This is a genomic window from Pseudarthrobacter sp. BRE9 (genome assembly GCF_031844305.1).
Taxonomy (GTDB): domain Bacteria; phylum Actinomycetota; class Actinomycetes; order Actinomycetales; family Micrococcaceae; genus Arthrobacter.
Genome location: NZ_JAUZUY010000012.1, coordinates 54,525 through 78,158, shown reverse-complemented (window position 1 = coordinate 78,158; position 23,634 = coordinate 54,525). Strand labels below are relative to the sequence as shown.

General features: G+C 59.9%; 41 protein-coding genes. 39 read left to right on the top strand and 2 right to left on the bottom strand.

Annotated features, from left to right (window positions below):
• Positions 1–138: 138 nt before the first annotated feature.
• From Q9R31_RS18625 to Q9R31_RS18610, 4 genes are read left to right on the top strand one after another with little or no spacing between them, the layout of a single operon-like run.
• On the top strand, positions 139–324 hold the full coding sequence (locus Q9R31_RS18625) for a hypothetical protein (protein WP_311264199.1): 186 nt from the start codon (positions 139–141) through the stop codon (positions 322–324).
• Positions 315–518, top strand: a complete 204-nt coding sequence (locus Q9R31_RS18620) for a hypothetical protein (RefSeq protein ID WP_311264198.1) — start codon at positions 315–317, stop codon at positions 516–518. Before Q9R31_RS18625 ends, Q9R31_RS18620 begins: the two co-directional genes overlap by 10 nt.
• Positions 515–1,273 (top strand): hypothetical protein, encoded by a 759-nt coding sequence (locus Q9R31_RS18615; protein ID WP_311264197.1) that lies wholly within the window; start codon positions 515–517, stop codon positions 1,271–1,273. The genes Q9R31_RS18620 and Q9R31_RS18615 overlap by 4 nt, the downstream gene beginning before the upstream one ends.
• Positions 1,260–2,384, top strand: a complete 1,125-nt coding sequence (locus Q9R31_RS18610; protein ID WP_311264196.1) for a tyrosine-type recombinase/integrase — start codon at positions 1,260–1,262, stop codon at positions 2,382–2,384. Before Q9R31_RS18615 ends, Q9R31_RS18610 begins: the two co-directional genes overlap by 14 nt.
• Positions 2,385–2,446: 62 nt before the next feature.
• On the opposite strand, the gene Q9R31_RS18605 is transcribed toward Q9R31_RS18610, so the two are convergent.
• Together Q9R31_RS18605 and Q9R31_RS18600 are read right to left on the bottom strand one after the other, a co-directional pair.
• Positions 2,447–2,719, bottom strand: a complete 273-nt coding sequence (locus Q9R31_RS18605; RefSeq protein ID WP_311264195.1) for a helix-turn-helix transcriptional regulator — start codon at positions 2,717–2,719, stop codon at positions 2,447–2,449.
• A 312-nt stretch (positions 2,720–3,031) separates the two neighbouring features.
• Positions 3,032–3,292, bottom strand: coding sequence for a helix-turn-helix transcriptional regulator (locus Q9R31_RS18600; protein WP_311264194.1), 261 nt, complete (start codon positions 3,290–3,292; stop codon positions 3,032–3,034).
• Positions 3,293–3,433: 141 nt separating this feature from the next.
• Here Q9R31_RS18600 and Q9R31_RS18595 point away from each other — a divergent pair, with 141 nt between their 5' ends.
• The 35 genes from Q9R31_RS18595 (at position 3,434) to Q9R31_RS18425 (ending at position 23,617) form a co-directional block, all read left to right on the top strand.
• Positions 3,434–3,694, top strand: coding sequence for a helix-turn-helix transcriptional regulator (locus Q9R31_RS18595; RefSeq protein WP_311264193.1), 261 nt, complete (start codon positions 3,434–3,436; stop codon positions 3,692–3,694).
• A gap of 41 nt (positions 3,695–3,735) precedes the next feature.
• Positions 3,736–3,936: a hypothetical protein gene (locus Q9R31_RS18590; protein ID WP_311264192.1), complete on the top strand. Its 201-nt coding sequence runs from the start codon at positions 3,736–3,738 to the stop codon at positions 3,934–3,936.
• Positions 3,937–4,065: 129 nt separating this feature from the next.
• Positions 4,066–4,332, top strand: a complete 267-nt coding sequence (locus Q9R31_RS18585) for a hypothetical protein (protein WP_311264191.1) — start codon at positions 4,066–4,068, stop codon at positions 4,330–4,332.
• Between the two features lie 271 nt (positions 4,333–4,603).
• Entirely contained in the window at positions 4,604–5,323 is a 720-nt protein-coding gene (locus Q9R31_RS18580; protein WP_311264190.1) for a hypothetical protein, read from the top strand.
• Positions 5,324–5,506 (top strand): hypothetical protein, encoded by a 183-nt coding sequence (locus tag Q9R31_RS18575; RefSeq protein ID WP_311264189.1) that lies wholly within the window; start codon positions 5,324–5,326, stop codon positions 5,504–5,506.
• 403 nt (positions 5,507–5,909) lie between these two features.
• Positions 5,910–6,053 carry a hypothetical protein gene (locus Q9R31_RS18570; RefSeq protein ID WP_311264188.1) on the top strand — a complete coding sequence of 48 codons (144 nt, stop codon included), beginning with the start codon at positions 5,910–5,912 and terminating at the stop codon, positions 6,051–6,053.
• Complete coding sequence (locus Q9R31_RS18565; protein ID WP_311264187.1) at positions 6,050–6,238, top strand: hypothetical protein; 189 nt, start codon at positions 6,050–6,052, stop codon at positions 6,236–6,238. Before Q9R31_RS18570 ends, Q9R31_RS18565 begins: the two co-directional genes overlap by 4 nt.
• Before the next feature lie 172 nt (positions 6,239–6,410).
• Complete coding sequence (locus Q9R31_RS18560) at positions 6,411–6,812, top strand: hypothetical protein (RefSeq protein WP_311264186.1); 402 nt, start codon at positions 6,411–6,413, stop codon at positions 6,810–6,812.
• Between the two features lie 61 nt (positions 6,813–6,873).
• On the top strand, positions 6,874–7,041 hold the full coding sequence (locus tag Q9R31_RS18555; protein WP_311264185.1) for a hypothetical protein: 168 nt from the start codon (positions 6,874–6,876) through the stop codon (positions 7,039–7,041).
• Positions 7,042–7,093: 52 nt separating this feature from the next.
• On the top strand, positions 7,094–7,249 hold the full coding sequence (locus Q9R31_RS18550; protein ID WP_311264184.1) for a hypothetical protein: 156 nt from the start codon (positions 7,094–7,096) through the stop codon (positions 7,247–7,249).
• Complete coding sequence (locus Q9R31_RS18545) at positions 7,242–8,066, top strand: PD-(D/E)XK nuclease-like domain-containing protein (protein ID WP_311264183.1); 825 nt, start codon at positions 7,242–7,244, stop codon at positions 8,064–8,066. The genes Q9R31_RS18550 and Q9R31_RS18545 overlap by 8 nt, the downstream gene beginning before the upstream one ends.
• Entirely contained in the window at positions 8,063–8,608 is a 546-nt protein-coding gene (locus Q9R31_RS18540; protein ID WP_311264182.1) for a hypothetical protein, read from the top strand. Before Q9R31_RS18545 ends, Q9R31_RS18540 begins: the two co-directional genes overlap by 4 nt.
• Entirely contained in the window at positions 8,605–8,862 is a 258-nt protein-coding gene (locus Q9R31_RS18535) for a glutaredoxin domain-containing protein (RefSeq protein WP_311264181.1), read from the top strand. The genes Q9R31_RS18540 and Q9R31_RS18535 overlap by 4 nt, the downstream gene beginning before the upstream one ends.
• Before the next feature lie 2 nt (positions 8,863–8,864).
• Complete coding sequence (locus Q9R31_RS18530; RefSeq protein WP_311264180.1) at positions 8,865–9,311, top strand: single-stranded DNA-binding protein; 447 nt, start codon at positions 8,865–8,867, stop codon at positions 9,309–9,311.
• A 510-nt stretch (positions 9,312–9,821) separates the two neighbouring features.
• Positions 9,822–10,313 carry a hypothetical protein gene (locus tag Q9R31_RS18525; protein ID WP_311264179.1) on the top strand — a complete coding sequence of 164 codons (492 nt, stop codon included), beginning with the start codon at positions 9,822–9,824 and terminating at the stop codon, positions 10,311–10,313.
• Between the two features lie 18 nt (positions 10,314–10,331).
• The gene (locus Q9R31_RS18520; protein ID WP_311264178.1) at positions 10,332–11,150 is read left to right on the top strand and encodes a hypothetical protein; all 819 of its coding nucleotides are present in this window, start codon (positions 10,332–10,334) and stop codon (positions 11,148–11,150) included.
• 3 nt (positions 11,151–11,153) lie between these two features.
• Entirely contained in the window at positions 11,154–11,546 is a 393-nt protein-coding gene (locus tag Q9R31_RS18515; protein ID WP_311264177.1) for a hypothetical protein, read from the top strand.
• Positions 11,547–11,619: 73 nt separating this feature from the next.
• Entirely contained in the window at positions 11,620–11,880 is a 261-nt protein-coding gene (locus Q9R31_RS18510) for a hypothetical protein (protein ID WP_311264176.1), read from the top strand.
• Entirely contained in the window at positions 11,877–12,251 is a 375-nt protein-coding gene (locus Q9R31_RS18505) for a hypothetical protein (protein ID WP_311264175.1), read from the top strand. The genes Q9R31_RS18510 and Q9R31_RS18505 overlap by 4 nt, the downstream gene beginning before the upstream one ends.
• Positions 12,248–12,832 (top strand): hypothetical protein, encoded by a 585-nt coding sequence (locus Q9R31_RS18500; RefSeq protein WP_311264174.1) that lies wholly within the window; start codon positions 12,248–12,250, stop codon positions 12,830–12,832. The genes Q9R31_RS18505 and Q9R31_RS18500 overlap by 4 nt, the downstream gene beginning before the upstream one ends.
• 118 nt (positions 12,833–12,950) lie before the next feature.
• Complete coding sequence (locus tag Q9R31_RS18495) at positions 12,951–13,118, top strand: hypothetical protein (protein ID WP_311264173.1); 168 nt, start codon at positions 12,951–12,953, stop codon at positions 13,116–13,118.
• A 1,387-nt stretch (positions 13,119–14,505) separates the two neighbouring features.
• Positions 14,506–15,498, top strand: coding sequence for a terminase (locus Q9R31_RS18490; protein ID WP_311264172.1), 993 nt, complete (start codon positions 14,506–14,508; stop codon positions 15,496–15,498).
• On the top strand, positions 15,461–16,096 hold the full coding sequence (locus tag Q9R31_RS18485) for a terminase TerL endonuclease subunit (protein WP_311264171.1): 636 nt from the start codon (positions 15,461–15,463) through the stop codon (positions 16,094–16,096). The genes Q9R31_RS18490 and Q9R31_RS18485 overlap by 38 nt, the downstream gene beginning before the upstream one ends.
• Positions 16,097–16,112: 16 nt before the next feature.
• Positions 16,113–17,510 (top strand): phage portal protein, encoded by a 1,398-nt coding sequence (locus Q9R31_RS18480; protein WP_311264170.1) that lies wholly within the window; start codon positions 16,113–16,115, stop codon positions 17,508–17,510.
• Between the two features lie 40 nt (positions 17,511–17,550).
• Entirely contained in the window at positions 17,551–18,753 is a 1,203-nt protein-coding gene (locus Q9R31_RS18475) for a hypothetical protein (RefSeq protein ID WP_311264169.1), read from the top strand.
• Between the two features lie 57 nt (positions 18,754–18,810).
• Positions 18,811–19,326 carry a hypothetical protein gene (locus Q9R31_RS18470; RefSeq protein WP_311264168.1) on the top strand — a complete coding sequence of 172 codons (516 nt, stop codon included), beginning with the start codon at positions 18,811–18,813 and terminating at the stop codon, positions 19,324–19,326.
• A gap of 53 nt (positions 19,327–19,379) precedes the next feature.
• Positions 19,380–20,339: a major capsid protein gene (locus Q9R31_RS18465; RefSeq protein ID WP_311264167.1), complete on the top strand. Its 960-nt coding sequence runs from the start codon at positions 19,380–19,382 to the stop codon at positions 20,337–20,339.
• 19 nt (positions 20,340–20,358) lie between these two features.
• Positions 20,359–20,670 (top strand): hypothetical protein, encoded by a 312-nt coding sequence (locus Q9R31_RS18460; RefSeq protein ID WP_311264166.1) that lies wholly within the window; start codon positions 20,359–20,361, stop codon positions 20,668–20,670.
• 23 nt (positions 20,671–20,693) lie between these two features.
• Positions 20,694–21,101: a hypothetical protein gene (locus Q9R31_RS18455; RefSeq protein ID WP_311264165.1), complete on the top strand. Its 408-nt coding sequence runs from the start codon at positions 20,694–20,696 to the stop codon at positions 21,099–21,101.
• Positions 21,098–21,493 carry a DUF6093 family protein gene (locus tag Q9R31_RS18450; protein ID WP_311264164.1) on the top strand — a complete coding sequence of 132 codons (396 nt, stop codon included), beginning with the start codon at positions 21,098–21,100 and terminating at the stop codon, positions 21,491–21,493. Before Q9R31_RS18455 ends, Q9R31_RS18450 begins: the two co-directional genes overlap by 4 nt.
• Positions 21,490–21,873 (top strand): hypothetical protein, encoded by a 384-nt coding sequence (locus Q9R31_RS18445; protein ID WP_311264163.1) that lies wholly within the window; start codon positions 21,490–21,492, stop codon positions 21,871–21,873. Before Q9R31_RS18450 ends, Q9R31_RS18445 begins: the two co-directional genes overlap by 4 nt.
• Positions 21,870–22,277 (top strand): hypothetical protein, encoded by a 408-nt coding sequence (locus tag Q9R31_RS18440; RefSeq protein ID WP_311264162.1) that lies wholly within the window; start codon positions 21,870–21,872, stop codon positions 22,275–22,277. The genes Q9R31_RS18445 and Q9R31_RS18440 overlap by 4 nt, the downstream gene beginning before the upstream one ends.
• A gap of 10 nt (positions 22,278–22,287) precedes the next feature.
• Positions 22,288–22,473, top strand: a complete 186-nt coding sequence (locus Q9R31_RS18435; RefSeq protein WP_311264161.1) for a hypothetical protein — start codon at positions 22,288–22,290, stop codon at positions 22,471–22,473.
• Positions 22,474–22,986, top strand: coding sequence for a hypothetical protein (locus Q9R31_RS18430; protein ID WP_311264160.1), 513 nt, complete (start codon positions 22,474–22,476; stop codon positions 22,984–22,986).
• Positions 22,987–23,080: 94 nt separating this feature from the next.
• Positions 23,081–23,617 carry a hypothetical protein gene (locus Q9R31_RS18425; protein ID WP_311264159.1) on the top strand — a complete coding sequence of 179 codons (537 nt, stop codon included), beginning with the start codon at positions 23,081–23,083 and terminating at the stop codon, positions 23,615–23,617.
• Positions 23,618–23,634: the final 17 nt, after the last annotated feature.

Genomic DNA, 23,634 nt, shown 5'->3' with positions numbered 1-23,634 from the left:
TCCCCCCAAAAACCTCGAAAATCCCCCCAAGCGGTGTTAAAGTTGAGTCATGAAGCCCCCGGAACCGGCGAGTTCTAGGGGATTCCTTCTTTAATCCGGAAATCCGCACGGACTCCCGGCCTACCGATGGGGGAAGTTATGAGTGAACGAGGCGAACAGTTCGACGCCGCAGTAGTCGTCTACGAAGCAGCACAGCAAAGGCTCCTGGACCTGACAGAGCAGCCACCCAAGGACCAAACCGTGACCGAGTACCGCGCCCACCTGAAGGACGCACTGAAAGCCCAGCAACGGGCGCACAAAGCCATGATGGCGGCATGGGCATGATCCCCGCGGAGGCTGTCGAGGCGGCGACTAATTCTGTCATTGCATCCCTGTGCGCTATGGATCTTGGCTGGGTGGACGCAGATGCGCCCGACGGTGTGACCATCGACGTGCGTGAATTCGATCTGACCGCCGCAATAAGGGCCGCCCTCGAAGCCGCGGCACCGTACATGCTCAACACCGAGGGAGAGAAATGAAGATAGCCCCTGACGGCAAGGTTTCCATGAGTGTCAAGCTCAGCGAGGAACAAGTGTTCTCAATGCGCGCTTGGAAAGATCCGCGCTTTGACCGGAAAGCAAACAAGATCACAACGCCGCCGACGCTGGAAGCATGGGAACGCTACCGGGCAGCAAAAGCCGGACTCGAAGCTCTGGAAGCATATGAGGGCACCGAATGGGGCGGGCCGGACTACGGGACCGAAGTCCACGAACCGGCGCCAACCATCACCTTCGAATACCTGGAAACCGTCGAAGAGTGGCTGGCAAGATGCAGGAAACTCGCAGTAGCCGAGGGGGGAGAAATGAGCCACCAAGTGATCCCGGCGGAGGCTGTCGAGGCGGCGGCGAACGCGGCGGGTCTTGTATTCAACGAGCCAGCCAACGCACGCGACATCGAATACATACGAACCATCCTCGAAGCCGCGGCACCGCACATGCTGGCTCCTATCTACGCGCTAGTGGACGGCCCAGAACACTACGACTCACAAGGCCCTTCTAGCGGCTACGTGAGCGTAGACAACCTGCGCGCAGTGTTGAGCAACGCCCGCGCTACCTTTGAAGCAGCATCGCCAGGCGTAGTCCGGGAAGCTCTGGCTAAAGAACTTGCGGAACTAGCCGAGTTGATTGAGCCCTACAGTGGAATCGGCTTGGCTAATGGGGCTACTCGCAGTGAAGTCGCCCAATGGATCCGCAACCGGGCCGCAGGGTACAGGACCACCGATGGCGACGATTGAGGCGCGGAGGAACGCAGCGGGCCGGGTCACGTCTTACCGTGTCGAATGGTACGACGGCGGGCAACGGAAACGACAAACACTCCCCACCGAGCAGGCAGCCAACCAGTGGAAGGGATTGTTAGAAGCCGTCAAACACGACACCATGGCCGCGCAAACAGCACTACTGCGGCAGGTGTCACAGTCGCCCACGTTCGAGGAAGTAGCACTCGGCCATATTGAACGGCTCATCAACGTCCGCGAATACACCATCAAACGGTACCGCGGCTACATCAAAAACCACTTCGACGGGCTGCGACACCTACCCGTGGACCAGGTGACAGAGGATGACCTCATCCGCTGGATAAAAGGCATGACCAAAAAAGGCTGCTCACCCAAAACAGTCGCCAACGTCCACGGATTCGTCCACGCCGCCATGAACAGTGCAGTCCGCCGACGACTCCGCGTAGACAACCCATGCAACGGCCGGCTACTCCCCAAAGACGACGCCACCGAAGACAAAGCCATGTTCCTCACAATGGAGCAAGTCAACGCCATCATCGACCACGCCGACCCCTGGCACCAACCCATGTGGCGGCTCCTAATCGGCTCAGGGCTGCGTCTAGGAGAAGCAACAGCGCTACTGGCTACAGACTTCCAGTTAGACGCCGTGACGCCCTCAGTGCGCATCATGAAAGCCTGGCAGGAAATGGAAGACGGCTGGGCAGTCGGGGCGCCCAAAACCAAGAAAGCGCGGCGGACAGTGGCCCTCGCACCGTCCACCGTTGAAGCCATCCGGGAACGGGTAGAGAGTGCGCCACGAGGTAAACCAGTGTTCAGCATCAGCCCCACCACCACCGTCTACCCGCAACACCGGCAATGGCTCGATGCCTGGTATGCGGCAGTCAAGGCAGCGGACCTCGGGTTAGAAAAGCGGCCTAGGATTCATGACATCCGGCACGCGCACTCAAGTTTGCTAATCGCCGGCGGCATGAACCTATTCGAGCTGGCGAACCGGCTAGGACACGAGGATATTTCCACGACCACTAAGACATACGGTCACCTCGTCCCGGACGTGCATTTTAGGGCAGCCGCAGCGGTTGAGCAGGCACTAACCGGCATCATCGAAGCGTAAACAACTAAGGCCCCGCACTCCCCCAATCATCGGGGGGTGCGGGGCCTGCTTTTTGTTGGGGGTCAGACGCGGCCAGAGCGTGCGCGACGTACCGCGGCGGTCAGTAGCTCCAGCAGGTCCATGTTGAGTGCGCGGCAGATCGTCTCAACGTCGTTCGCAGTGAAACTACTTTCGGCCCGGAGCCGTTTCGACACGTAACTTTGCGACCTTCCAATCATGCTTGCCATCTGCGCCCCACTCACACGCCGGTCAGTCAACAGGTGGCGCACCTCATGACTCACGGCACGGGCGAACGCGCCAGGCTCTGGCTCTTTTCCTGCGGGCATGATCGCCATGCTAACGCTCCTATGGGGTAAATATACCCTTGACCAGCATTTATACCGCAAGTGCGCTCGGCTAGTCCATATAAGCCGATGCCAACAATACTTGCAAGTAGGAAGTGAGATTAAGCAATCAAGTTTTCTTGCGGTAATCTGACTGCGGATTCCACCAAAAAACCCGCCCCATCCGATTGTCGGAGGGGCGGGCTAGTCTCAGGAACCGAAACTTTGTTCTAACCTCGGGGGCAGCCGCAGTGCATAACAACTACATCCACGTAGCTACGATGACCGTTGGTGAACTCTTCACCCTGGCTGCGGCTCGCGGCCTCATGCCCTCCGAGCTGCTGGACGGGAGATTCTGGCTTCGGCGCGCTGCATCAGTAGACGAGGACTAATGCCGAAAGCGGCGGCGATGTCGAAAAGGGTGGTGACTGGCATGGTGCGCTGGTTCTTCAGGTACTTGGTCATCGTTACGGGGTGGATGCCCACTCGTTCGGCCAGCGTCTTCTGATCCATGCCTCGCTCTACAAGCTCGACCTTGATCTGAGTTGAGAGAGCTTCTTCTAAACCCTCGAATGCGTTAGTCATGTGGCTAGCTTATGTTCAAACGGACACGGTTTGCAATAGATCGACTAATTGGGTAAGCCAAACGGGTACTCGAATGACACGCCTGCAATTACTTGCTTATAGGGTTGCGCTTAGTCGGACGACTAAGCTACGGTTAGTCACATGGCTAAGACAAACGCTGGGAAGCAGCCTCGACACGTCACCGCATCCGAACTCATCAACCAGGTACTCGAAGACAAGGGAGTCAGCAAAAACTCCCTCGCAGACCAAACCAACATCCCCTACAAGACCCTCTGCCGCCGGCTCGAAGGCGACGGATTACTAACACTAATCGAACTCCGCAAGATCGCCGCCGCACTCCAAGTGTGGCCCTCCGAAATCCTCCCCGAAGACTTCACCGAAAAACGACAGGCAGCCGCCTAGTCATGGGCCGCATATCCGAGTCCTACGCAACAACACAGGACATGGCAGCTAAGTATCAGGTGGGCACCGATACCGTGAGGCGCAAAGCCCAGTCGGGCGAATGGCCTTGTGACCGGATCGGCAGGCTCTACAGGTTCAGCCCGGACCAGCAAGACGAAATCGCACAAATCGTAGCAGGCGCCAAGCAGTCCGGGTACGACAAGGACCGAATCGCGGAAGCACTCCGCAAACTCTCCGCATAAAGCACCACCGCACCACCCGCCGCAGCCTTAGCGCCGGCCACGCAACACTCTCGCCCGCATCAGGGCACCAACCACACCCCTTTTTCACCTCACCCTTGGGTTCGTCCCTCGGAGATAGGTCTAATTGCCATGCCTAAATGCAGCCTCGCAACCTGGGAAAACCGGATCCGCGAAAACGAACTGAACATTGAACTACCCCGCTCCGCCGTGAAGAAGCTCGCCAAAGCGATGAGCCGCACACACGAGTCCTATATACGGACGCCTGACGAGATGGAGCAGCTACTCGCCTACTGCCTGCACTACTGGGACGAGACGGGCGAAGTTGCTACAGAGAACGTGGACGCCGAACGCGCCGCCCAGAACCATGAAAACGCAGCAAGGAGGCACGCAGCATGACCGCCGCCGCAGTCCTCGAAGATGCCGATTGGCATCTGGATGCTGACCTAGCAATCCTTCGGCTCGCAATCACGGAACCCGAATTTACGGCCGATGCGCTGCGTAAGGTCCTCCGCCCAGCACCTAATCCGAATTGGGTGGGGCTCGCATTCGGAAGGGCATCACGTAACGGCCTCATCGAACCAGTCGCATACCAAACATCAACCAGTAAGACCCGCCGACACGGATCGCTGAAGGTCTGGCGCCGCACCACAACCCAAGGAGTTACAAAGTGAAGAAGTCCCTGATTCCCGCCGCTGTCCTCGCACTGGTTGCGGCCCCGCTGTTGTCTGTTGTTCCGGCGCACGCTGGTTCGGATAAGGTCACGATCTGCCATGCAACGTCCGCGGCGAACGGTCACTGGAACCAGATCGAGGTAGCCAAGGACGCTACGGCTGGTGGACACGCGAACCACCTGGACGCCGCCGACATCATCCCCGCATACAACTGGGTCGATAAGGGTGTGCGGTACTACTTTGACGGGCAGAACACCGACAAGCTCGACATTCTCGCCGCTGGTTGCATGGCGCCGGCTGAGCAGGTTGTCGCCGCACCGAACAAGCCCGTGTATGTTCCGGCATCATGCGCCCGCCCGGAGGAGCCGTTTGGGCGTGTAGTGATCCCGAAGGACCTGGGCGCTGGTGTTGCGGGCGCGTCGTCTGCCCTATCACCCGATAACGCCAAGTTCTCAGTCACTTACGCCCTGGCCGCACCGACCGAAGAGCGCGTCTATTCCTGGCCCGCTGGCGTGACAGGTAACTGGGAGTTCACCGCAGTCCCCATCACACAGGATCCGCTGTACGTGATCGACTCCAAAACCGGTAAAGGCCAGTGCGAACTGTCCAACACCGGCGCGGTCATGACAGCACTCCCCTACGCGGTCGGCGCAACCGGTGTAGGCACCCTCATCTTCGCCGCATCCAAGATCCGCCGCCGCAAGGAAGTGAAGTAAATGATGCTCAATGGTTTGTACGTGTTCGCGTGGGCCGCTGTCATCATCGGAGCCGTAATCTTCATCCCTCGCGCCATAGCCCACGACCGGCTGATGTTCATGCTCGACAACCTGGATGACGAGGAACTGGCCGCAGCGTTGGCTGAGTTCCCGGACCTGCTGAATGGGAGGGCTCAAAGGTGAGTGAGAAGCGTCAGTACATCAAGGGTGTGGTGTTGTGCGCTGGTACTTGCAAACGGTACTTGCGCCCGTCGTATCAGACCGCGGATGAGGCTGAGGTTCCTGGTACGGTTCGCCGGCACGCGAAGGGCATGTGCAAATACTGTCACCGCCGCACGGACCCGACACCGGTAAAGGGCGATCAGAAGTTGATCCGCCCCTGCCAGACCTGCGGGCACATGACCCGCCCCGGCAAGATCAAGGCCGAACTATTCCCCGGAACAAGGATCCGTGTTGGCGAACTGTGCCGGAACTGCGACTCGGCTTGTGCAACGGTCAGCGATGACCGCGCCCGGTATGTGAAGGGCGAACTTGACGCCTACCTGCGATCACGCGGCAGGCTCCAAACCACCACTAAGGACCTGCCATGACCAGCACGAACCCCGCCGCAGTGTTGCGGCTCGCCCAAGCAGTGCCCGAAACCGCTGACAACTACCCGGTGTTGCGGGAACTGATTACCGCGCTCAAGGACCTTGTCACTATCAGCAACGAAGCTAAGGAGGCCAAGTGATGCTCAAGTTTTTCAAGCGCCGCCGCCCGGTTGTCCATGTGCAGCAGTTGTCGCGTGAGGAAATCCAGGAGCTGCTGATTCTTCGCTGGCATGGGCTGACCCCGGAGCAGTGGAACGCGTTGCCGGCCATCGTCAAGGTTGACCACCGCGAGTCTTATTTTCGGGCGTGGGGGTTGGCAGGATGACCGCCGCTGAGTTGAACGCGATAACGGCGGACGCTGCTGGTCGGACGGCCCGGTTTGAGTTGTTGACGAACCAGGCCGAAACAACCGGCGTGGTGTTCGATTACTCCCAGCCCCTCCCGCCCATGCCCCACTACAGGCCCCGCGAATGGGAAACCGACACCAAGGAGACAGTGTGAGCGCCGAGCAGATAGCTGAAGTAATCCGGGCGCACCAGCCCACAACGGGCATGTCCGTAGCGTCTGGCGTGACCTGCCGATGCGGCTACTGGAATGGCGACGAACGCGCTGGGGTAGATAGGCTGCCTGGATATCAGGGCCTCCAGTGGCACCAAGCGCAGGCCCTGTCTGCTGCGGGGTTTGGGTTGGTGGCCGACGCCAAAGCCGAAGCACTGGGTGAGGCTGCCGAGCGGTTCAAGCAGCGATCCGACACCTACCACAACACCATGCAGGAAATGACAGCCAGCAAGGAATATGGGCTGGAAGACATTGTCCGGTATGGCGCCTACTCAGCAGAGGCCAACACGACCGCAACATGGCTCCGAACCCAGGCAGCGAAAACGAGGGCCACCTCGTGAGCCGCAGTGTCCGTCAACCTGACTACCGCAACCCAGTATCCACGCCGGCAAAGGAGCCCGTATGTGTGAATCAGCCGAGCGCAACCTCCGCGCCGTCTTCGCTATCGAACAAATGATGGGCGCATGGGTGATCGACATCGCCACGATCAAACAAATCCTCACCGGCACCGACTGCCACCACGAAGGAGAACAAGGTGTGCAATCCAACATCTCAACCGCCACGACGTGACATGTACGAACTCGAAACCAGAATGAGGACCGCCGAAAACGGTCCTTTTTTATTGCCCGAAAGTGACCGGCGCTGGACCTACCAGGGCATCGAAACACACTACGGCTACACCTACCACCTATGGGAAAACGCGGCCACCAAGCGGAAGTACGCCTGGGAAGTCGAAACCTACCGCCACGCAGCCACCAAGGAGGCAGCCAGTGCCTAAGAAGCCATACATCATCCCGGAACTGTCCAATCAGGCGTACCACGCACATGCCGCACTGGGCTCGACTAGCCTCAAGACGCTCGCAACCCGGACGCCAGCTCACTGGCGCTGGGAACGCGACCACCCGGTACGCAAGGACGCCTACGACATCGGAACCGTGGCGCATTCGCTGATCCTCGAAGGCGACGAATCCGGCGTCAAGGTCATCGACGTAGCCGACAAGCGCGGCGCCAAGTGGACCGGCCCGGCGGACGAAGCCAAAGCCGCCGGCTTGATCCCGCTGACCAAGAAGGAAATGGACGGGATCCGGGCCATGCGCGATTCAGTCATGGCGCATCCCATCGCACGGGCTGCACTGACCGGGCACAAGGCGGAACAGTCCGTCTTTTGGGAGGAGGAAGACGTTACGTTGAAATGCCGCCCGGACGCATGGCAGCCCGGCAAGCTTTGGGACTTGAAGACCACGATCAACGCTGACCCGAAAGAGTTCGGCAAGACGGCGCACAACTACGGCTATCACCAGTCAAACGCGCATTACGTTGATGGCGTGAAGGCGCTGACCGGCGAAGATCTGCCGTTCGGTTTCATCCTGGTTGAAAAGACCGCGCCCTACCTGGTGTCTGTCGTGGAACTTGACTGGGAAGCCATCGAACTAGGCCGGGCACTCAACGACCGGGCTAAGCGGATCTACCGCGAATGCTCCGATAACGGCAACTGGCCCGGCTACCCAACCGTCGAACCCATCAGCCTCCCCAACTACGCGGTCTACGAAACCGAAGACCTACTGGGCATCGAAGAACTGGAGTTGAAGCTATGAAAATCACCGCAGAACCACGCTCCGACCAATGGAACGCCGAGGACTTCCTGCAAGGCCCGAGGGTCTTTGCTATTGCAGGCGTCAAGAACGGCGCGGCGGAACAAAAGTATGACATCGACCTGGCGGGCGAGAGCAGGGTATGGCGTCCACCGCTGACCATGTTGCGCGTTCTGCTCACTGCATGGGGCGACGACTCCGACGCATGGGTCGGGCGCCGCGTGCAGCTCTTCCATGATCCGAACGTGCGCTTCGGTAAGGAAGCGGTGGGTGGTATCCGCATCGCCGCGCTCTCCCACCTTGACGGCCCGCTGAACCTGAAGCTGACAGCCACGAGGGGTAAGCGGGTTACCTACACTGTGCAGCCCCTCCCCGACGCGCCCGCGTTGGCACCGGGCGAGATCCCCGAGTTAGTGGCTACCAACACCGCCAAGGCAGCAGCGGACGGAACCATCGACGCCTACCACGCCTACCTCGCAGAACAAGGCGCCCCCGCCTACATCCTCGAATACGTCAACAACCACAGCAAGGAAAACAAAGCGTGACCATCACCGTCTACACCAAGCCGAACTGCCAGCCCTGCCGCGCTACTAAGCGTTGGCTCGACAAGCGCGGCGTTGACTACTCGACCGTTGATGTCACCACGTCACCGGCTGACCTCGAAGCCATCAAGGCCTTGGGCTATGAAGGCGTGCCCGTCGTCATCGTCTCCAACGGCGACCCGGAAACCGACCTCCACTGGCACGGCTTCCACCCCGACAACCTCAACAAGTACACCCAGCAGGAAGTGGCAGCGTAACTATGGCATCAGTAACCTTCACCGGCAATATTGGCAAGTCTCAGGGCCTCAAGTTCAGCCAGGACGGTAAGCCGCGCCTGTCGTTCTCCGCAGCCGAAACCGCCCGTGTCAAGGACCAGTCCGGGCAGTACGTGGACGGCGGCACAACCTGGTTCAACGTGACCCTGTTCGGCTACCTCGCCGAAGCCACGGACGCGCAGATCGCAGCACAGGGCGGCAAGGGCAAGGTCATCGTCACGGGCCGCATGTCCACCCGCGAGTACGAACACAACGGCGAGAAGCGCGAATCGTTGGATGTCGTGGCTGACTCAGTTGGTTTCGTGCCCCGCAACCAGCCCGCACAGTCCCAGCAGCAGCCGTCTCAGCAGCCCGCACAGGGTGGATGGGGTGGGCAGCCGGCCAACGCAGGCGGCTGGGGTTCTGGTCCGGCCAACGAGCCAGCTTTCTAGTCATGGCGTTCCGCACGAAGCCCCGCGACGAGCAACTGTCCTTCCTGACTGACTGTTACCGGTGCGGCGGGGAGTTGACCGTCACGCATGGCAGGCCCGAGAAACACGACTGCCGCGAACCACAACCGATTACGTTAGCGGATCTACGGGCCGCACTCGACAACCGATAACCAACCCAGCAAAGGGGCGCTCCAACACGGGGCGCCCCTTGCTGCATCCCCAGGAAGGACCTGATGGCCTACGTCTACCGCGGGACCGTGTTTGACGCGGACACCGAACGCAAACCCCTACCCGAACCCAAACCCAAGCCCAAGCGACCACCCAGGCAGCACGACAAGCCGCGCCGCACACGCAACAACACACCCTCACCCTGCGGCACACCCGGAGGTTACGCCCGACACCGCAAACACAAAGAGCCCATCGACGACGCCTGTAGGCAAGCGAACAAAAACGCCTGCCGCGAATACCGCGCCAGACGCAAACAAGAACAGGAAACCTACGGATGACCCCGTGCGCCCGCTCGTGTTGCTGGACACCGCACTGCTGCGGAAAACAACGCTCATGCCCATGCCACTGGGACGAACGGAAACCCGGCGGACTGGCAGGGAGCGCCGCAACACACGCCGATCCAACCGCAAACGAAGCAATCCGCCGAGCCATGAAAGGACAGAAGAAGTAATGGCCTACATTCGCAACGCCCCGAAACAGAACCTCGAAGCCCTCCGCATTCAAAAGCAGATCGCCGCAGCAGCCGTCGAAAAAGCCGAAGCCGAACTCGCCGCACTCAGGGCCGAAGAACAAGAAGTAGCAGCCCTGCAACGCCGCCGCATCCAAGCCACCAAGGAAGCCGAGGAAGCCCGTAACAGGCTCGTCCTCGCAGCACGCAAACTCTCAGAACCGCCCATCATCTGGGGCGGACCAGACGGACTCATCGAAGCCGCCAAAGAATCCGCCCGCTACGACAAACGACGCCGACAGTTGACCGGCAACAAAGCAAGCTAAACGAAAGGAGGGGTCCCCATGAGGATCCGTGGCACCAAACCGGAGTTCTGGAAATCCCGCAGGATCGCGTCAGTATCCTGGGACGCCCGACTCGTCCTAAAGGGCCTCGAATCCTACGTGGACGACAACGGCGTCGGAGTGGACGACATCGAACTTATCGTCACCGACGTATTCCCTCGCGACATGTTCGCTAACCCTCGCGAGACTGTCGCGAGGGTGTCCGAAGCTATTACCGAGCTACACCAAGCCGGTTTAGTGCATCGATACGAGGCCCGCGGGGACAACCTGCTGTACATATCGTTCTGGGAGTCAGCGCAGCGAATAGACAAGCCTGGCAAGGGCAGAAATCCGCGTCCTGACGGGACTTTTGACTACAAAGAGTCAGAAATTCGCGAGAGTGTCGCGAGCCCTCCCGAAACCCTCGCGCCTGTAACAGGGGAACAGGGGAACAGAGGAACAGAGGAACAGGGGAAAAAGACTTGTCCAGCTCCGCAGGACGAGTTCATCGACTGGTACCTCGAATACCCGCGCAAAGAATCCAAAGGCGTAGCAGAGAAGGCCTACGCCAAAGCCAGGAAGCAAGCAACCGCTGAGGCCTTGGTCGAAGGCGCCATCCGATACCGCGAAGACCCCAACCGCGAAGCCCAATACACCAAACTCCCTGCTACATGGCTCAACGGCAAATGCTGGGAAGACGGCCCACTGCCCGAAAAGAACGCGCCGGCAGGGATGCGCCCCACCGGTTCCCAAGTCCGCCTACAGGCCGGCTTTGAACTCATGCAGCGAGCCCAGGCCAAACAGGAACGCCAAACCCAAATGTTCGAAATCGAAGGATGACCCGTGGACCTCATCGGAACAACCCGCCTCATTATCTGGATAAACCAGTTCGACCCGTTCGTCCAGGCCAACGACGCCGCCGCCGACATCTGGCAACACTCCATGGAGCCCATCACCTACGACGAAGCAGAAGCCGCCGTCGTCGCCCACTACCGGGCCAATCCGGGGCAGCAAGCACAGCCCGGCTCCATCCTGAAGCGTGCACTCAACGCACGAGCCTCCCAGGAAGCCAGCACAAGGGCCATAGAGGTCCCAAAAACCCGCCGCGAACTGGAAGCCCAGGACGGCAAGATTCAACGCTCCTGGCGCCAACGTAACCCCGAAGAGTGGGACCGGCTCATGGAACAAGGCCGACAAGAACGCATCAACGACCTAAAAGCACGGGGCCGGATATGAGCCGCATGACCGCCCCCACCACCAACCACCACGCCCCGGACAAGTCTGGGGCTCACGACTTTAAGGAGCAGGGATGACAACGCTCACCTACCCCGCCAAGCTGGCCGACGTCGTAACCGAACTACTCGACTACGGCTGGTCTTTCGTCTTGCAGCACGGCGAAGACACCGGAGACTCACCGTTCATCAGCATCGAGGCAAAGCGGTCAAAGGATATCGACACGATCCGGATCACCTGGCACACCCGCGCAACAGGGAACTACCGGCTGTTCTCCTGCATGGTCAACAAACGCGACGTGACCCTCACCAAAGCCCGCGAAACGATCACCGCATGACCGCCCGCACCTGGACGCTAACCGTGGCATCAGCGGTCCCGATGTTAAACCTGAACCAAAGACATCATTGGGCGAAGAAGGCGCAACTGACGAAGCATTGGCGGACGCTCGCATTGACTAACGCGATGGCCGCTGACCTGCCCCGCAACCTGGGCCGGGTGCATATCGTCGCGCACGTCATCAAACCCACGAACCGGGCCTACGACGCGCATAACTTGCTGCCTACCCTCAAAGCGGCAATCGATGGGCTGGTCGATTACGGGCTCATACCCGACGACACCAACGCCCACCTCATCGGCCCAGACCTACGTCAAGGCGGTAAAGGTGACCCCGCAATAGTCCTCACCATCACCGAACTGGAGGAAGCATGACTTGCACGACTGAGGGTTGCGGCCGAGCGACAAGCCTCTACCTCTGCACCGCCTGCATCGTGGAACTGGACGCCCTACTTGTGGATGTGCCGGCGCTTATCGAGATGCTGGCCGGTGTCAGGGCTGGTACCGCTGTGGTCCGTAACCCTGCCGCCGGTTCAACGGGTGGTCACGCGGGTTCTAAGCCACCCGGAAGCCTAGACGCGATGCTCTTACAGGCGTGGCTGCAACAACTCCCTGAGCGGGCGCACACAGCCGCGCACGACTACCCCGACGCAGGGCAATGGCTCCACATGGCCAGGATCTGGGTCAAACAAGCTCGGGAACTGGTTTGGGGGCCTGAAGAACCTGTCATCAACCACGACGCCAACCGGCAACGACTCAGGGAAGCAGCACCACCCATGCCGACCCGCGAACTACTCCCATGGCTGAGGAAGCACGCGAAGATCACCATCACCAGCATGGACGTAAGGGACTGGGCGCGGCGCGGGAAACTCAGGCCGGTTGAGCGTGACCCGCTGCCGACCTACCACCCGCACGAAGTCCTTGCAGCATGGCACGACACGCGAGCACAGAAGTAGTAATCAACACCACTTAATGATAGTGTGGCAAATTGAAGGCAGAGTTGTCTGCTAAATAGGTTCGGACCGTCGGATGGTTCGGACCTTTTTTGTTGCCCAAAACAAAGCAGGGGGAATCATGACGATCAACAAAGGTGAACGCTTCCGGGTTTTTGGTGCAGACAGCACGGGCGAAGTCGTTGCTGCTTCGCCCGCATCGGTTAGCTACCGGTTCGACCACGCCCCCGAAAAGGTGTGGGCAATGAAGGCGGATGAGTTCGCCAAGAAGACTTACCCGCTGGCCTAAGCAGCCGGATAGAACTACCTGCGAGGACGGCTGGTCGAGACCCCAGCTCACGTAAGCAGGTGACGTGCCCGTCGCGACCCCCCACGCAGACGGCACAAGGGGTATCGGTAACCAAGCCGGCCTAGTCAGGTGCAAGGCCCTGACGCCCCACTGAGCGAACGTCCAGCCGACCAACAATTGAGAACGCGGCCATCGACCAGTAGCTCCACACTCCAACACCAGGGAGGTCAGCGTGACTGAAGCCTGCCCCTGCTGCACCGCATCACTAACCCGATCAGCCCCACACTGCGACTCCCCCAACTGCGACTGGCTAACCTGCGGCAAATGCCGGGCAAGACTATGCATCGATGACGGAACCTACTTCACCCAAACACTCTGGGGCAACGAGGACGGCTACCTGAAAGCCGCCGACTAGATGGCAAGGGCTAAACGCATCTGCGCTAAGACCGGATGCCCAGTCGTTGCAACCACAAGCTACTGCACCAAGCACCAAGCCGAAGCAGACAAAGTCAGAGGCAACAGCAACCAACGCGGATACGGCGCCGAACACCAAGCACTCCGCAAACAATGGGCGCCCAAGGTCGCAAGAGGCGGCGTCCTATGCGGACGATGCAACGAACCCATACAACCAGGCGAACCCTGGGACCTAGGGCACGACGACAACGACCGCACTAAGTACAACGGACCCGAGCACCGCGACCGCTGCAACCGCGCCGCAGCAGGGCGACGATCACACCTCTGACCGACCTGACAAGGGTGGGGGGCACCCCCAAACCGACACCGCCGCGCCAGACCGCCGGTGAGGTCTCTCGGGGGTCCGCAGGGTTCAGAGTTTCCAGAATGGCGAAGGAGGGCACCATGACTAAGGGTGGTTCTCGTAATCGTTCTGGGCCTCCGGCGGATCCTCGGTCTGGCCGTTCTGACTCTCGGGGCTTGAAGTTCACTGCGCTGCCTTCTGAGGGCTACACGGGCGATGTTCCGGTCTATGACTTGCCGGATGCGACTGACCGGGAGCGGGAAGTGTGGGCCGAGCTGTGGGCGACTCCTCAGGCTGCGGCTTGGGCTGCTGAGCCTTGGCGGATCCGGACCGTGGCGATGTATTGCCGCTGGTCTGTGCGGTCTGAGGGTGATGTGCCGGCTGCGTTTCTCGGTCAGGTTCATCGGCTGGGTGATCAGATTGGTTTGACGCCGGCTGGGCTACGTGAGAATGGCTGGGCTATTGCTGCTGATGAGGTCACTGAGAAGCGCACCACGAAGGCTGCTCCTGAAACTAAGGCTGCGCCGGCTCGCAGGTTGAGGGCTGTTAATGGCGGCGGCTGAGGGTTTTCTCGTTGATTTTCCTACGTTGGGCGATTTGCTTGACGCTTGGATAGCTCATCATTGCCGAGTGCCTGATGGGTTTTCGCGTGGTTCTGAGTTTCGGCAGTCTGATTGGCAGTTTTGGTGTACGGCGAACCATTACCGTGTCCGGTCGGATGCTGTGTGGGTTCCCGAGCGGCCTATGTTGAATCAGGCGTTTGTCTATCGGCGTTCGCAGATTGTGGCGCCTCAGAAGACCGGCAAGGGTCCTTGGGCGGCTGCTGTGACGACTGGTGAGGCTGTCGGCCCGGTCATTTTTAATGGTTGGGCTCAGGTTGGCGAGTTGTACGAGTGCTCCGCTAATGGTTGCTCGTGTGGTTGGACGTATGAGTACCTGGACGGCGAGCCGAAGGGTATCCGTCACCCATCTCCGCTGATTCAGTTGACGGCCACGTCTGAGGATCAGGTTGATAACATCCTGCGGCCCTTGAAGGCGATGATTCGCCTTGGTCCGCTGGCTGATTTGCTGCTGATTCGTGAGGATTTTATCCGCATTGTTGGCGAGTCCGGCGATGAGGATATGGACCGGATTGACGCGGTTACTTCTAACGCTCAATCGAAGCTTGGTAACCCTATTTCGTTTGCTTTTCAGGATGAGTCTGGCCTGTACACGAAGACAAACAAGATGATCAAGGTTGCTGAGACGCAGCGCCGTGGCGCTGCCGGCATGGGCGGCCGGACGATTGAGACGACGAATGCTTGGGATCCTGCGGAGAACTCCACGGCCCAGCGGACTTTTGAGTCACAGTCGAAGGATGTTTTCAAGTTCTTCCGGCAGCCTCCCGCTGAATTGTCCTACGGGAACAAGCGTGACCGGGCTAGGATTCACCGTTTCGTTTATGAGGGCTCGCCGTGGGTGAACCTTGACTCGATTGAGGGTGAGGCTGCGGAGCTGATGGAGACGGATAGGGCTCAGGCTGAGAGGTTCTTTGGTAACCGTCTGGTGTCTGGTTCTGGCGCATGGCTGAAGGATGGTTTGTGGGATGCAGCTTACGCCTCGCCCGTGGCTTCCGAATCCTGATGATGGTACCGCTATCTGCCTAGGTTTTGACGGTTCCGAGAATGACGATTACACGGCTCTCCAGGCTGAGACGATTGACGGGTTTACGTTTACCCCGCGTTACGGCCCGGATAGGCGCCCGGCGATTTGGAACCCTGCTGAGTGGGGCGGTCAGATTCCCCGCGGTGAGGTTCACGCGGCCGTTGATGAACTGTTTGAGCGCTACCGGGTGGAGCGGTTCTATTGTGACCCGCAGGACTGGTATTCGGAGATTGGTGATTGGTCGCTGAAGTACGGCGAGAATCACGTTTTCGAGTGGGCTACGAACCGGATCAAGGCCATGTACGCGGAGATTAAGCGGTTTGAGATTGACCTTGCTACTAAGCGGATCAGTCACGACGGCTGCCCTATCGCTGGGCTTCATCTTGCGAATGCCCGTAAGGCCGCTAAGCCGGGGCAGCAGTATGTGCTTATCAAACCTACGAATCATCAGAAGATAGACGCCGCTATGGCGCGCATCCTTGCGCATACGGCTGCTTCCGACGCCCGCGAAGAGGGTTGGACGGATGCGTACCAGTCAAACTCGCGTATTTCTAATGCGGTGTATGGCTTCAACTAAAGAATGAGGTGGTGGCGTGGACGCCAAGCTCGCACGTAACTACCTGGAGATCGGGTTGAACCGGTTGAGCGCTCAGGCTCCGGCTTGGCAGCGCCGTCAGGATTATGTTGAGGGCCGGCAGGATGCCCCGTTCGCGCCTGAGGGCGTGAATACGGAGTACACGTCGTTGCAGAAGCAGTCCATCGCTAATTTCTTGGAGATTGCGATGAACGCCCCGGTTCAGCGTATGCAGGCTGATGGTTTCCGGACTGGTCAGAATGACAGTGCTGACCTGACGGCCTGGAATGAGATTTGGCAGCCTAACAAGCTGGATTCTCGTCAGAAGATCGTCTACAAGCAGATGTATATTCATGGCCGCGGCATCATGTCTGTTTCGCCTGTGAAGGCTACGCCGAAGACGCCGAAGATCCGCCCTGAGAATGGTAAGCGGGTTTGGATTGAGCCGAACCCGGATGACCCGTTTGAGGGTTTGTTTGCGGTCAAGCAGATCGCGGGCCTTGATGGCGTCCTGAATGCTTACGTTTACACGGATGCCGAGTGGGTGCAGTTCACGCAGGCTAAGGGCGATAAGGATTGGACCCTGTCGCTGGGTGGTCGGCATAACCTTGGCGGGTTGCCGTTCGTGACGTTCGATTTCAATGTTGACGCGGATGGTGTTCCTCACGCGCCGATTGACAAGCTGGTTCCGCAGCAGGATGCAATCAACACAATCCGGTTTAACACTCTGTTGGCGATGCAGTTTTCCGCTTACCGTCAGCGCGTCTTTACCGGCTTCGATCCTGTTGCGCGGGATAAGAGCGGCAACGTCATTGTTCGGAAGAACTCTGACGGTACGCCGATGCTGGACTTGAACGGTCAGCCGCTCCCGGTGCTGAATACTCCGGGCCGGTTGGGCGTTGACCGGGCTTTGGTGTTCCCTGGTGTTGATACGAAGGTCTTTGACCTGCCGGAATCGAACCTCGATAACTACATCAAGGTTTACGACACGTTCCTGAACACGTTCTTCAGTACGGGGCAGATCCCGCCGCAGTATTCGCTGACGAAAATGGCGAACCTGACCGGCGACGGTATGGCCGGCGCTGAATCGACGTTCCAGTCACTCATCACTGACTTGAAGATGGCGGCGGGCGAGTCGCTGGAGTCTGTTATGCGACTGGCGGCGCGTTCCCGTGGTGAGTCCGGCGATAACGTGGCGGCTGAGGTTATCTGGGGCAGCTCGGAGATTCAGTCGTTCGCGCAGATCGTGGACGGTGTTGGGAAGCTGATCACGTCGGGCATGTCTCGTAAGGATGCCTGGTCTATGCTGCCGGATGCTACCCCGCCGAAGGTTCAGGAATGGGTGGATAACTCAAATTCGGATGTGGCTCAGCAGGACGCGGGTATAAACGCACTGGCGGCCAAGATCGGCGGTTAGTGTGGGCTTCCCTGATGCCGCTGTTGAGTATGACCGGGCTATGCGTGAGCTTGAGATTGTCGCCCTGGGTATTAGCCGCAGGTTTTGGCGGCAGTTGAACCCGGCGGATCTTACGGGTTCGTGGGTTCGGTCTTTGGCTGGGTTACAGCCTGCTATTGAGCAGGTGCAGTTCCGGGCTGCTGAGCTTGGGGCCGGGTACGGGGCTTCTTCACTGGCGGCGCAGGGTGCCTATTCGGCGCCTGCGTCGTTTGTGGATCCTTCCGGGTTTGTCGGTTCGGCCCCTGATGGGCGTTCCCTGTCGGGATTGCTGTATTCGCCGGTTACTCAGGTGAAGGCGGCGATTGCCGGGGGCGCGTCTCCTGGTGTTGCGTTGCGGTCTGGGCGTGGCGTGCTGGAGCGGAACGTGCAGACGATGGTTGCTGATACGGGCCGGGCTGCTGCTTCTGTGGATATTGTGGCGCGCCCGCGTGTTGGGTATGTGCGGATGTTGTCGGTTCCGTCGTGTCCTCGCTGCGTGGTTCTGGCGGGTAAGTTTTTCCGCTGGAACGCGGGCTTTCAACGTCATCCGCGGTGCGATTGCCGGCATATCCCGTCTACGGAGAACCGCGCTAAGGATGTCAGCACTGACCCTTACGAGTATTTCCACGGCCTCTCTAAGGCAGATCAGGATAAGTCCTTTACTCCTGCCGGCGCGCAGGCGATTCGTGACGGTGGTGACATCTTCCAAGTGGTCAACTCCCGGCGCGGGATGCAGCCGGGCGGCTTGGTCACGCGGGAAGGCACTACGCGGGCCGGGAACTTCGGGCGTGGCCGGCAACCTAGGCTCACTCCCGAAGGTATCTACTCTCAAGGACTGTCGCGTGACGACACGTTGCGGCTCCTGGAGCGTAACGGGTACATCCTGCCTGGCGGTCAGAACCCTTCCGGCGTCCTCCGTGGGCAGGCTGAGGGCTTCGGCGCGCTGGGGCGAGGCGGGACCCGAGTGGGCGTCCGTGAGGCCATCCTAGAGGCGCGCAGGACCGGTGAGCGCAACCCTGCGCTGCGGGCGACTATGACCGCTGCTGAACGCCGCGTGTTCGACGCTAAAGCGAACTGGGATGCGGTGAGCGCCGGCAGGAACCCCTACGGGCGCGGGAAACTCACCCCCGAGCTTGCCGCCGCCGCTGAAAACGACTTCCGCAACATCATCGTGAACGGTGACGCTGCGGCGAAGATCACCGCCCGTCAGTCGATGGGCGGCTAACAAACGCTGGAAGGCCGCACGGCCCGAAGGCAACTACCCGCACGGGAGATAGCACAAATGAGCGAAAACGCTTCAGAGCAGTCCGCGGCTGAAACCACCGCTACTGATACCGCCGAGGCTCCTGCACAGGACGCTACGGATTGGAAGTCGGAAGCCCGCAAATGGGAAGCCCGCGCTAAGGAAAACTCCGCGAAGGTCGCTGAACTCTCCCCGCTTGCTGAAAGGCTCGCGGAAATTGAAGAGTCCAGCAAGACCGCCGAGCAGAAAGCCGCCGAGCGGGCTGCTGCTTTGGAAGAGTCCGACCGCGAAAAGGGCGCAACCATTTCGGGCCTTGAATCGAAGCTGCTTCGGTACGAGGTCGCGGCGGCTAAGGGCCTTGACCTGAAGGCGGCGCTGCGATTGCAGGGCTCCACGAAGGAAGAGCTTGAGGCTGACGCGGACGACTTCGCTAAGTCCTTCATTGCTGGCGGCGTCGGTGAAGTTCCCGGCGCTGGTTCGCGTGGAACAACTGACGTGAAGACTACCCCCGGCTTGGGCACTCTGACCCACGCCTACGAGACCGCAGGTAAGTAAACCCCAAGGGCGATAGCCTGCGGGCCATTTCAAAAAGAAAGAGGTAGGCCACAATGGCTGTCACCCTTGCACAAGCGGCTACCCTGTCGCAGAACACCCTTCAGCGCGGCGTGCTGGAAACCTTTGTCCAGTCCTCCCCTGTCCTTGACCGGCTGCCCCTCATGAACATTGAGGGTAACGCCTACGCCTACAACGAAGAGGGCACCCTGCCGGGTGTTGCTTTCCGTTCGGTGAACGAGGCTTACGTTGAGTCCACCGGCACCGTGAACCAGAAGACCGAGTCTCTGGTCATCCTCGGTGGCGATGCGGACGTGGACCGCTTCATTGTCCAGACCCGCGGCAACCTCAACGATCAGCGCGCTACTCAGACCGCGCTCAAGGTCAAGGCCGCTTCCTACTTCTTCCAGGATAAGTTCTTCAACGGCGACGTGACCGTTGACACCAAGGGCTTCGATGGTCTGAAGAAGCGCATCACCGGCAATCAGGTCATCGCGGCCGGCACCAACGGCGCACCCGTCCTGGGCAATGGGTCCACGGACGCTCAGGCGTTCTTCGACGCCATGGACGCCCTCATCGGCGCCGTCCCCGGCATTGACGGCACCAACGGAGCCATCTACGCCAACTCGTCCATCATCAGCAAGATCCGTTCCGCAGGCCGTCGCCTCGGCGGCGTGGACCTGGTGAAGGAAGACCTGACCGGCAAGCGCGTTGTGACTTGGAACGGCATTCCTGTTCTGGATCCTGGCGCTAACCTGGCCGGCACTTCCATCCTGGCGCAGACCGAAACTCAGGGCACCGCATCCGGGACCACGTCCTCTGTCTACGCCGTGAAGTTTGGCCAGGGTGAAGGCGACCAGGCTGTCACCGGCCTGACCAACGGCGGCGTTATGGTCGATGACCTTGGAATGCTCCAGTCCCAGCCTGTCTACCGCACCCGCATCGAGTTTTACTGCGGTCTCGGTGTGTTCGGCGGTAAGGCAGCAGCTCGCCTGACCGGCGTGCTGAACGCATAAACAGGAAGGAACTAGCATCATGGCTGTTTCAAAGAAGACCGAAGAGACTACGACTCTCGACACGGACACTACCAAGCCGTCTGTGACCGCACCCGGCGATGGGCCGGCGGACACCACGGACCCGAGTGAGCTCGCTTCTACGGTAACCCCTAACCCCGGCGCTGAGGCGCTGAAGGTTGGGACCGTGAACTCCGTCAAACCCCTCCCGAAGGTTGAGGAAGAGGTCGTGAGTGGTGAGGCGCGTACTGAAGAGTACGACGTTATTGCCCCTGACGGTGAGACTGTCCGCGTGGTCCGGAACATCGAGACCGGCGAGTCGAAGCGCAAGTAGTAGTCGAAGGGTAGGAGGGCGCCATGCAGGTCACTGTTGAGCAATCTGACATTGAGAAGGTGTGGCGCCCTCTTACTACCGAGGAAGCCGCGCTGGTTCCGGGGTTGTCTAATCGGGCGTGGATCCGGATAAGGGCACGTTTCCCGGACATTGAGACGAACACGGCGCCTGTCCCGCCGGCCACTGAGCCTCTGGTTTCTGTGGATCTTGTTATGGACGTGATGGCGTCGATGATTGTCCGGGTGTTGAAGAATCCGGAGAGTCTGCGGGTCCGCTCGGAGTCCATTGATGACCATACGGACGCGGCGACGTTGGATGCTGCGATTTCGTCCGGCGAAATGTACCTAACCGAGGATGAGGCCGCACTATTGACCCCGCGGGCTGAAGTTCCGGTGTATGGCATGTACGTTCTGGGCCTGGGTGGAGTATGAGCGCCGAGTCGGCTGTCCTGCGTGGCCGCGCAAAGGCGGAAGCCCTCATGTTCGATTCGTGCGTGGTGGACCGGCCCGGCGCGCCTGTGACTGACCCTGACACGGGCGCCGTTACCCCGAGCCTGTCCCGGATTTATGAGGGCAAGTGCAAGGTGCAGCAGACCATCGCGCAGTCGTCTAACCCAACAGCCGGTGGGCATTCGTTTACGGTGCAGTCCACGCGGTGGGATACGCCGATTAGTGCTGGCCCGTTCGCTGTGAATGATGTGGTGACGATGACGGGCGCGGTCCTGGATCCGCAACTGGTGGGGCGGGTGTATCGGGTTGTGGAGTTGTTCCATAAGTCGGGTGCGACGGCTCAGCGGGTGAGGGTGGAAGAGGTGTCGGCGTGAGTGATGGCAGCGCGGAGTTGAAGCAGCTTGCGGTGAATCTAGGGCATGTGGCCGGGGACGCTTTGAAAGAGGTTGACGCGGTTGTGCAAAAGGGTGCCCTGAATATCAAGAAGGAAATGGCGTACTCGGCCCTGTGGTCTAAGCACTTCAAGGGCATGGCTAGTGCTATCTCTTACGATTCCCATTACCTGCCGGGGAAGGTGCGGTACGTTATCGGGCCCGATAAGAGCCGACGTGGTGGAGGCATCGGTAACGTGGCGTACTTCGGTACTAGCCGCGGTGGCGGCACGCTCGACATTGAGCAGCCTCTCAACTCTGAAGGCCCGCGTTTCCAACGTGCGCTCGCTGACTTGCTGGATAAATGGGCGGGTCAACTATGACCGGGGATGCGCTGGCGTCTGCGTTTGAGGCGCTACTTACCGGGTTCACGGTCTACAAAGACAAGGTTCCCAGTAGCCCGTCGTTCCCTTATGTGCTGGTGTTGACGAACTTCCCGACCGCGGCTGAGCGTTCCATGGCGCGCACGGTTTCGAGCCGTGTTCTGCGGTCCCGGACGACCGTTGTGGGTATCACTGCCAGTTCGGTGCGGGTGATCGCTCAGAAGGTCAGTGACGCCTTGGAGGGCAAGCGCCCGGCTGTTGCTGGTTGGGTTCTGGGTGCTATCGAGTCCGTCCCGAATGAGCAGCCGATCCAACCAGACCTTGACGTGACTATCCCAGGCACTGCCGAGAGCCCTCTGTATCAGCCGTTCGACTGGATCCTGACCGGATCCCCCACTACATAGGAGGCCAACCATGGCTTTTGTGCGAGTGAAAGACAAAGAATCCGGGCACGAGTTCGATGTCCCGGCCGATGACTGGCGGATCAGTGAGGGTATCTTCACCCCCGTCAAGAGCGACCGTTTCCCCGAAGTGGACCGGCCGCGAATCCCGAAACACAACATTCAGCCCATTCGGGCATCCAAGAAAGAGGAAAGCTAAATGGCTGCTGACATCCCATCGACACCGGCGGACGGTAACGTACTCGTCAAGCTCGTTCCCGCTATCGCTGACACGTCCGCCCCGAAGCTCACTGAGCTGAACGTGGCCGGCGCCGTTGACATCTCCTGCTACCTGACTGGCGGCGGTTACAAGCCGTCCCTGTCTGAGCAGGTCATCAACGACGAGCGTCTTTGCACGACTCAGACGTATGAGCAGAAGGGCCGCTCGCAGCGTGGCCTGGAAGTCGAGTACATCGACAACACCAACTCCCCGAACGCTTCGACGTTCAACAAGGCGAAGGACACGCTCGTTCCGGGCACTACCCAGTACCTTGTGGTTCGTACCGGCCTGCCGTACTCGACCGCGCTGGCTGTCGGCCAGAAGGTGACGGTTTACCCGATCACCGCTGGCGAGTACAACGACATGCCGCCGGAGGCTAACTCGGTCCTGAAGACCGGCCAGAAGCTGTTCGTTACCGGTCAGGTGAAGATCGCCGTTTCGACGGTTGCCTGATCCTTCTTGATACCCCTGTTCGCCCGTGTGTTGTGGGACCGCGGGCGAACAGGTCAAGTCCCACTCGTCCTACTCATTTTTCTTTGGAGACAACATGGCTTTGACTATCAAGCGCCCTGAGACTCGGGTGGCGTTCTGCCTTGACGGCAACCTGAAAGCGGAGCATGAGGCGGCGGAAGCTGAGTTCAATGCGGCCCGGAATCGGTCCCTCGCTGACGCCCGCCTGAACGATCCCGTGAAGGAACTTGCCAAGAAGATCACGGACATTGAGGAAGCCATGAAGGCATCCACTGTCGAGTTCGTGATCCGGGGCATGAAGCGGGGCGACTGGAACGAACTGGTAGCCGCGCACGCCCCCCGCGAGGACAACATGCTGGATAAGACCTACGGGTTCAACGTCGAGTCACTTATGACGGTTGCGATTCCGCAGGGCATTGCCGGGGTTGAGAACCAGGCTGGCGAGTCGCTGGACTTCGACGTAAAGACGGAGTGGGATGCGCTCGCTGACGACATGACGGATTCCCAGTACGAGGATTTTGTGCTGGCAACCCTGCGTGTGAACAAGGGGCGCAACGATGTCCCTTTTTCGCTCAGCGCCTTCAGGATGATCCAGGACTCAGATCAGACGTAGAAGCGGCGCACGCTCTC

Excerpts from the sequence above, each read along its gene's own strand:
- Q9R31_RS18625 (WP_311264199.1), top strand. The coding sequence starts at position 139 with ATGAGTGAACGAGGCGAACAGTTCGACGCCGCAGTAGTCGTCTACGAA.
- Q9R31_RS18620 (WP_311264198.1), top strand. The coding sequence starts at position 315 with ATGGGCATGATCCCCGCGGAGGCTGTCGAGGCGGCGACTAATTCTGTC.
- Q9R31_RS18615 (WP_311264197.1), top strand. The coding sequence starts at position 515 with ATGAAGATAGCCCCTGACGGCAAGGTTTCCATGAGTGTCAAGCTCAGC.
- Q9R31_RS18610 (WP_311264196.1), top strand. The coding sequence starts at position 1,260 with ATGGCGACGATTGAGGCGCGGAGGAACGCAGCGGGCCGGGTCACGTCT.
- Q9R31_RS18605 (WP_311264195.1), bottom strand. The coding sequence starts at position 2,719 with ATGGCGATCATGCCCGCAGGAAAAGAGCCAGAGCCTGGCGCGTTCGCC.
- Q9R31_RS18600 (WP_311264194.1), bottom strand. The coding sequence starts at position 3,292 with ATGACTAACGCATTCGAGGGTTTAGAAGAAGCTCTCTCAACTCAGATC.
- Q9R31_RS18595 (WP_311264193.1), top strand. The coding sequence starts at position 3,434 with ATGGCTAAGACAAACGCTGGGAAGCAGCCTCGACACGTCACCGCATCC.
- Q9R31_RS18590 (WP_311264192.1), top strand. The coding sequence starts at position 3,736 with ATGGCAGCTAAGTATCAGGTGGGCACCGATACCGTGAGGCGCAAAGCC.
- Q9R31_RS18585 (WP_311264191.1), top strand. The coding sequence starts at position 4,066 with ATGCCTAAATGCAGCCTCGCAACCTGGGAAAACCGGATCCGCGAAAAC.
- Q9R31_RS18575 (WP_311264189.1), top strand. The coding sequence starts at position 5,324 with ATGATGCTCAATGGTTTGTACGTGTTCGCGTGGGCCGCTGTCATCATC.
- Q9R31_RS18570 (WP_311264188.1), top strand. The coding sequence starts at position 5,910 with ATGACCAGCACGAACCCCGCCGCAGTGTTGCGGCTCGCCCAAGCAGTG.
- Q9R31_RS18555 (WP_311264185.1), top strand. The coding sequence starts at position 6,874 with ATGTGTGAATCAGCCGAGCGCAACCTCCGCGCCGTCTTCGCTATCGAA.
- Q9R31_RS18540 (WP_311264182.1), top strand. The coding sequence starts at position 8,063 with ATGAAAATCACCGCAGAACCACGCTCCGACCAATGGAACGCCGAGGAC.
- Q9R31_RS18530 (WP_311264180.1), top strand. The coding sequence starts at position 8,865 with ATGGCATCAGTAACCTTCACCGGCAATATTGGCAAGTCTCAGGGCCTC.
- Q9R31_RS18520 (WP_311264178.1), top strand. The coding sequence starts at position 10,332 with ATGAGGATCCGTGGCACCAAACCGGAGTTCTGGAAATCCCGCAGGATC.
- Q9R31_RS18510 (WP_311264176.1), top strand. The coding sequence starts at position 11,620 with ATGACAACGCTCACCTACCCCGCCAAGCTGGCCGACGTCGTAACCGAA.
- Q9R31_RS18505 (WP_311264175.1), top strand. The coding sequence starts at position 11,877 with ATGACCGCCCGCACCTGGACGCTAACCGTGGCATCAGCGGTCCCGATG.
- Q9R31_RS18500 (WP_311264174.1), top strand. The coding sequence starts at position 12,248 with ATGACTTGCACGACTGAGGGTTGCGGCCGAGCGACAAGCCTCTACCTC.
- Q9R31_RS18495 (WP_311264173.1), top strand. The coding sequence starts at position 12,951 with ATGACGATCAACAAAGGTGAACGCTTCCGGGTTTTTGGTGCAGACAGC.
- Q9R31_RS18485 (WP_311264171.1), top strand. The coding sequence starts at position 15,461 with ATGCAGCTTACGCCTCGCCCGTGGCTTCCGAATCCTGATGATGGTACC.
- Q9R31_RS18475 (WP_311264169.1), top strand. The coding sequence starts at position 17,551 with ATGCGTGAGCTTGAGATTGTCGCCCTGGGTATTAGCCGCAGGTTTTGG.
- Q9R31_RS18470 (WP_311264168.1), top strand. The coding sequence starts at position 18,811 with ATGAGCGAAAACGCTTCAGAGCAGTCCGCGGCTGAAACCACCGCTACT.
- Q9R31_RS18465 (WP_311264167.1), top strand. The coding sequence starts at position 19,380 with ATGGCTGTCACCCTTGCACAAGCGGCTACCCTGTCGCAGAACACCCTT.
- Q9R31_RS18460 (WP_311264166.1), top strand. The coding sequence starts at position 20,359 with ATGGCTGTTTCAAAGAAGACCGAAGAGACTACGACTCTCGACACGGAC.
- Q9R31_RS18455 (WP_311264165.1), top strand. The coding sequence starts at position 20,694 with ATGCAGGTCACTGTTGAGCAATCTGACATTGAGAAGGTGTGGCGCCCT.
- Q9R31_RS18450 (WP_311264164.1), top strand. The coding sequence starts at position 21,098 with ATGAGCGCCGAGTCGGCTGTCCTGCGTGGCCGCGCAAAGGCGGAAGCC.
- Q9R31_RS18440 (WP_311264162.1), top strand. The coding sequence starts at position 21,870 with ATGACCGGGGATGCGCTGGCGTCTGCGTTTGAGGCGCTACTTACCGGG.
- Q9R31_RS18435 (WP_311264161.1), top strand. The coding sequence starts at position 22,288 with ATGGCTTTTGTGCGAGTGAAAGACAAAGAATCCGGGCACGAGTTCGAT.
- Q9R31_RS18430 (WP_311264160.1), top strand. The coding sequence starts at position 22,474 with ATGGCTGCTGACATCCCATCGACACCGGCGGACGGTAACGTACTCGTC.
- Q9R31_RS18425 (WP_311264159.1), top strand. The coding sequence starts at position 23,081 with ATGGCTTTGACTATCAAGCGCCCTGAGACTCGGGTGGCGTTCTGCCTT.